We start from the raw sequence: 5,880 nt of genomic DNA, 5'->3' as shown, positions 1-5,880 counted from the left end.
GAAGGACGGGCAGGACGGGCAGGACGCAATGGAATGATCATGCCGTGGCTGGTGTGATCACGGCGTCTGAGCCGTCCTGGATAGCCCCGTTCACCGGGCTGAGCCCGCGCAACTGCGGCAAGCTGGTGACGGTGTTGCGGCGCGACGGCGCGGATGCGGTCCGCAGGGGGCCGGCCGTGGAGCCTTGCGTTGGAGGACCGTGCACTGCTGGTGGCCGCTTACTGGTGCACGAACTTGACGATGCGGCAGCTCGCTCCGCTGTTCGGGGTCTCGAAGTGGGCGGCGGACCGCATCATCGACCACCTCGGGCCGATGCTCGCGCTCCGGCCCCGCAAGCGATTCGCCGATGGCACCGTGCTCATCGTGGACGGCACGCTGGTTCCCACCCGCGACCACTCCGTGGCGGAGCAGTCGAAGAACTACCGGTACTCCACCGCCCACCGGGTCGTCATCGACGCGGACACCCGTCTCGTCGTCGTGGTCGGCCGGCCTCTGCCGGGCAACCGGCACGACTCCCGCGGATGGGAGGAGTCCGGTGCCAAGGCCGCCATCGGCAACACCACCACGATCGCCGACGGCGGCTACCAGGGCACCGGACTGGTCATCCCGCACCGACAGGCGAAGGGCCGGGCAGAACTCCCGGAGTGGAAGACGGAACACAATCGGTCCCACAAGCAGGTCCGAGCACGCGTCGAGCACGTCTTTGCCCGCATGAAGACCTGGAAGATCCTCCGCGACTGCCGCCTCAAAGGCGACGGCGTCCACCACGCCATGCTCGGCATCGCCCGGATGCACAACCTCGCCCTCGACGGATAGGCGAGCGGGCCGCACGGCGGTTCACCATGCCCGAGGCAACAAGAAGATCACTTACGGGACAACCCTTAGTAGCCGATTCTCCGTCGCTCGACGCGGGCGCGGGTCCGGGTGGTAGCGAGGCGGTAGGAGTCGGTGCCGGTGGGCGGGTACGGCGGCTCGGCGGGGCCGTGGGAGTGGTGGAGCGGAAGCGGAGCGGGGCCCGGGCGGGGAATGGGCGCGCAGCGGGGCAGGGTCTTGGGGGAAGGGATCTCTTCAGAGGGATCCGACTGTCGAAGGAGTGTGCCGTGGCCCTGTCCCGTACCGAACGTGAGCAGTTCCTCGCCGAGCCCCATGTCGCCGCGCTCGCGGTGAACGCGGGAGCGGAAGGTGACCGTGCGCCGCTCGCGGTCCCCATCTGGTACCAGTACGCACCCGGGGGCGATATCTGGATCATGACCGGACGGGACTCGCGCAAGGCCGATCTGATCCGGGCCGCAGGCCGGTTCACCCTGATGGTGGACCGTCTGGAGCCCACGATCCGGTACGTGTCGGTCGAGGGACCGGTCATCACCACCGTTCCCGCCACGCGCGAGCAGCTGGTGGAGCTCTCCGCCCGCTACCTGCCGGCGGAGAAGGTCGAGGGCTACGTCGACTTCGCCTGGAAGGAACACGGGGAGCAGCTCGTCATCCACATGCGCCCGCAGCGATGGGTGAGTTCGGACCTCGGCAACGTCTGAGAACGCCCGTCGGACGGGCTGCCGGACGGGCGCGCCCCCTCAAGGTCGCGAAGGCACCGTGCGGCGCAGGAGACGTCCACTGCCTGCGTAAGAGGAGAGGAAAGGGGGGCCCCGACCAGCCCGGGGGGGAAGGGCCAGGTCGGGGCCCGCGCCCCGACCGGCGGGGGGGTGCCGGGCGGGGCGGTCAAGGCGTGGGGACGGGAAGGGCGGTCGCCTCGCGGCGGAGGGCTCTGGGGGGCTTCAGCCGAACGATCTTCCCCACAGGCATAGGTCGGGCCCGGGGACACAGCCCTTCCCGCACCCCACAGATGTACGAACGGTCAGCCAAGACGGAATGTTCCCCACCGCCCGACGCCCGGCCTTCCGATCCTGCTCAGAGGGCGACGGGAACGCGCAGGCCCGACCGCAGCAGCCGGCCGCGGGCCGACACCCCACGCGTACGCCAGCCAGCTCGGCCCGCGAAGGCCCTGGCGGCCGCCGCATGCAGCTCGGCCCGCTCGCGGTGCTGGGGGGCGTCAGGATTCGCGTACGGCGTGGACGGCATCGTGATGGACCGGCCGGCCACCGCCAGGAGCTGTGGAGTGGAGACTGGCGCAGTACGGCTCCGGCGGCCTCGGGCCCTCGCCCGCCCACTCCCCGCAGCGACGAGGTGGCCGCCTTGCAGAGCGGCGCCGCGCACCACCTGAGGAAAACGCTGGTGGAGGCATGGCATCAGCAGCGCCCTGGAACGGGTCGGGGACCGCCATCTGCGGGTCCCCGCCGAACGCAAGAACGCGGCTGCCCTGCGGGCGGCGGTGCTGGACGGGCTGGAGCCGGGGGCGCTCTACAACACAGGAGACCACCCGCTGTTCACGGACCCCTGCTCCGGGTGCTCCCCGCCCGTGGACAGCAGCCCGGACATCCACGAAGGGCCGGGCCTCGGCGGCTTCTGAGATCATCAGCTCGCCCGAGGTCGCGGGATGGGGCACACGACCACTTGCCCGCCCTCGTTCGGCCGTGCCAGTTGGGCGGATCAGGCTGCGCCGGCCCCGTCGGTACCGCTCAGAGGTCCAGCATGACGGCGTAGGCAAGGAAGAAGAGGGCGCAGACCAGGGCCAGCAGGCAGATCAGCACGAGAGGGCCCATCGCCCAGCCGCGAGTGAGGGGGCGGTAGGGACCCGCGCCGGAGCCGGTGCTCGACTCGCAGGGCGGAGTCTCCCCCGGCGGTACGCCGCCACCGTACGGTCGGGGCGTGATCCGCGGCCCTGAGCCTGGAGCTGGACCTGGAACATGTGCGGACATTGTCTGCCTCCTCACCGCGAAAGCCGGGCCCGCCCTTCCGGCAGGCCGGCCGGGGCTGCCCGGCACCTACCCGCCGCCTGGTGGCCCACTCCTCAGGACCACCCGCCAGACCCGGATCCCACCACCGCGAGCGGGGCGCCGGGCAGGCTCAGCAGGGCGTCCGCCGCCCCCGCAGACACGACTCCGCGACCTCCCCCGGCCGCTCCGGGTAAGGGCCCCGACCAGGTCCTCGTCGACCACGGGCCGTTCATCCTCACAAGCGAACCGGACGGACCCGGCCCGCGGCGTGGCACCGCTCCAGGACCGGCGGACGACTGCGACGGCCCCCATCCTCCGGTTACCGCAGCCGCGAACACCGGACGCGCGTACCAGGGCCGGGAGGGCGCCACGGCGGCCGCGCGGGCGGAGGGAGCGGCGGTGTGGCGGCGGGCGCGTTGCGGGTGGAGTCGCCCGCGCTGGCCCGGCTCCGGCACCGCATGACTCGGTCCCCCGAACCTGCTCTACCCTGCGACGTAGGCGCCTTCCCCGGCGGCAAGGCTGGTCCCACCTCGCCCAGACGGCAGCCCATGGGCGGCCCGGCTCAGGGACGCGGGCCGAAGGTGGGCAGCCCGGCCGAGTAGCCCGCGCTGCGGCCGCGCCGAGCGGCCCGCCCGTCCTTGAGAAACCCGTGCGCCCGCGCGCCCCACACCTGCGCCTCATCGACTCGGTGGGACTCGCGGTGTAACGCAGCGCCGCAGAGCATGGCCGGGGCGCCAGGACTCCAAGACACGGACCACAGGGCGTCGACTCGCACGACCCCGGGGGCCCCTCGCCAGCACAACACCAGGCGTCGGTCCGGCACGACGCCGTCGACGTCGCGTACGTACACGCGGGCGCGGGACAGCCCCGTAGCGATCTGAGCGAGGCCAGCCGACTCCGGCCACGTGCGCGGCAGCGGAACAACCTCCAGCACGGCGTGCGGTGCCGCCCGCCACGGGGCCTCACCCGGGGCCCAGCCCTCCCGATGTACCCGTACACCGATCACCGGCCCGCGAGGACCCGCCGGCCAGCACCGGAGGACCGATCTCGTCCCCCGCCACCTGGTCCTCCGTACCGCTCGGATCATCTCCTCGCCGTATCACCGCCCGTACCGGCCGGCACACGGTGGAGACCCGGGCGCAGTTCGGGTACACCGCACCAACCGGCCCGTATTCCTGCGTCGCCGTGGTGACGGATCCGGGTCGTCATCGCCCCGTCGAAGGGTCCCAACGCGTACGTTCAGGAAAGCCGAGCGGCCGCGCCGGGAACAGCCGGTCCTGTCGGCGCGGTTGCATCGACGGAGGAACCGGAAACACGGACGGGGAGCACGGAGACCACGAGGCCATCCGCCCCACCGGGATCCAGGCCCCAGAACTATTACTACAGGAGGACTGTTTTATGACCGACCGGCCCTTGACGCTCATGGCAGTGCACGCCCACCCCGACGACGAGGCCACCGGAACCGGAGGGGTGCTCGCGCAGTACGCGGCGGAAGGCATCCGCACGGTTCTCGTGACATGTACCGACGGCCGTTGCGGTGACGGACCGGGCGGTGTCAAGCCGGGCGACCCCGGGCACGATCCGGCGGCCGTCGCCTTGATGCGCCGTCAAGAACTCGAGGCGAGCTGTGACGTCCTGAAGATCAGCGATCTGGAGATGCTGGACTACGCCGACTCCGGAATGATGGGCTGGCCGAGCAACGACGCCTCCGGATCCTTCTGGCAGACCCCCGTGGAGGAAGGCGCGGCCCGACTTGCGGAACTCATGCGGCACTACCGACCCGATGTGGTCGTCACTTACGACGAGAACGGCTTCTACGGCCACCCCGACCACATCCAGGCCCACCGCATCACGATGGCTGCGCTGGAGATGACCGCGCTGACACCGAAGGTGTACTGGACGACGATGCCCCGCTCGGTGATCCAGCGGTTCGGTGAGACCCTGCGCGAGTTGAATGAGGACATGCCGGAACCGGATCCCGCCGAGGCCGCCGCGATGGCCGAGATCGGCCTCCCCGACGACGAGATCACCACGTGGGTGGACGCCACCGCATTCAGCGGTCAGAAGTTCGATGCGCTGGCCGCGCACGCCAGTCAGGGCGAGAACATCTTCTTCCTCAAGATGGGCAAGGAGAAGTTCGGTCAGTTGATGGGCATGGAGACCTTCGTACGCGTCAAGGACGCCACCGGCGCGGCCGTACCCGAGAACGACCTCTTCGCCGGACTGCGCTGATCCGCCCGTCCAACCGGGGCCCAGGACATCGCCCGCACGGCGCGATCGAGCGAGCCTGGGACCTCCCCACTGCCAGCGGCTCCCTGCGGGAGCGCTGAGCTGCTACCACTCCCGACCCGATCGCCGCTCCCCGTGAGGTGCCGGCCGCCCGGCGGGCGGACGCTGCCCTCGCGGATGCGGCGGAGCGGCAGACCCGGGAGATGCGGGAGATGCGGGAGCTCAGCCGGCGCGCGTTCCCCGAACCGGACGTCGTCCCGCAGGACGCACCGTCGCCGATCGAGGACACCTCGGCCGGGACGCTGACACGGAACGTCGGTTCCGCCTCGGCCGGGCTCGCCGCGACCACCACCGCGGCCGGAGGGACGGTTCTCCAGCTGTCCAACATCCACGGTGACATCGCCATGCGGCTTCCGCTGGATTCCGGGGTCGCCCCGGTCGCGCTCGACTCGGACGAGTACGGCAACGCGCGCGCCGGCGGCGCCGCCGCCCGCTACGGCTGGCTGGGCGCGAGCCAGCGGTCCGCCGAAACCCTGACGGGCATCACGCTGATGGGCGTCCGGCTCTACAGCCCGAAGACCGGCCGCTTCCTCTCGGTGGACCCGGTGCCCGGGGGCAGCTGCAACGCCTACGACTAAGGGCTGTCCCGTAAAGCTGACGGGGTCGCCGCGACTCGGACCTTGCGCCTGTGGCAGCCTGCCGTCATGCCAGCCGATCTGCGAGAACATGCAGGGCGTCACTACGCCATCCAGTTTCACTACGCCCTGCCCGACGATGCCTGGGCTGTGGAGCTGAGCGAGGCTGTGCCGGCTCCAGCCGC

3 protein-coding genes and 2 pseudogenes are annotated in these 5,880 nt (G+C 71.2%); 4 read left to right on the top strand and 1 reads right to left on the bottom strand.

From position 1 onward, the window contains the following. Nucleotides 1-44 precede the first annotated feature (44 nt). Together AB0D29_RS38530 and AB0D29_RS38525 are read left to right on the top strand one after the other, a co-directional pair. Nucleotides 45-816 (top strand): annotated as a pseudogene (locus AB0D29_RS38530) (transposase). A gap of 284 nt (nt 817-1,100) precedes the next feature. Next, nucleotides 1,101-1,532: a pyridoxamine 5'-phosphate oxidase family protein gene (locus AB0D29_RS38525; protein ID WP_362860502.1), complete on the top strand. Its 432-nt coding sequence runs from the start codon at nt 1,101-1,103 to the stop codon at nt 1,530-1,532. Nucleotides 1,533-2,573: 1,041 nt separating this feature from the next. On the opposite strand, the gene AB0D29_RS38520 is transcribed toward AB0D29_RS38525, so the two are convergent. Further along, nucleotides 2,574-2,813: a DUF6480 family protein gene (locus AB0D29_RS38520; RefSeq protein WP_362860501.1), complete on the bottom strand. Its 240-nt coding sequence runs from the start codon at nt 2,811-2,813 to the stop codon at nt 2,574-2,576. A 1,416-nt stretch (nt 2,814-4,229) separates the two neighbouring features. On the opposite strand from AB0D29_RS38520, the gene AB0D29_RS38515 reads away from it, so the two are divergent. Together AB0D29_RS38515 and AB0D29_RS38510 are read left to right on the top strand one after the other, a co-directional pair. Continuing rightward, complete coding sequence (locus tag AB0D29_RS38515; protein ID WP_362860500.1) at nt 4,230-5,063, top strand: PIG-L family deacetylase; 834 nt, start codon at nt 4,230-4,232, stop codon at nt 5,061-5,063. A 275-nt stretch (nt 5,064-5,338) separates the two neighbouring features. Beyond that, a pseudogene (locus AB0D29_RS38510) lies at nt 5,339-5,695 on the top strand (hypothetical protein); the annotation flags it as partial. Nucleotides 5,696-5,880: the final 185 nt, after the last annotated feature.

Origin of the sequence: Streptomyces sp. NPDC048424, from assembly GCF_040651555.1 — a bacterium.
Lineage (GTDB): Bacteria > Actinomycetota > Actinomycetes > Streptomycetales > Streptomycetaceae > Streptomyces.
This window is presented reverse-complemented; position numbering and strand designations above follow the sequence as displayed.

Excerpts from the sequence above, each read along its gene's own strand:
- AB0D29_RS38520 (WP_362860501.1), bottom strand. The coding sequence starts at position 2,813 with ATGTCCGCACATGTTCCAGGTCCAGCTCCAGGCTCAGGGCCGCGGATC.
- AB0D29_RS38515 (WP_362860500.1), top strand. The coding sequence starts at position 4,230 with ATGACCGACCGGCCCTTGACGCTCATGGCAGTGCACGCCCACCCCGAC.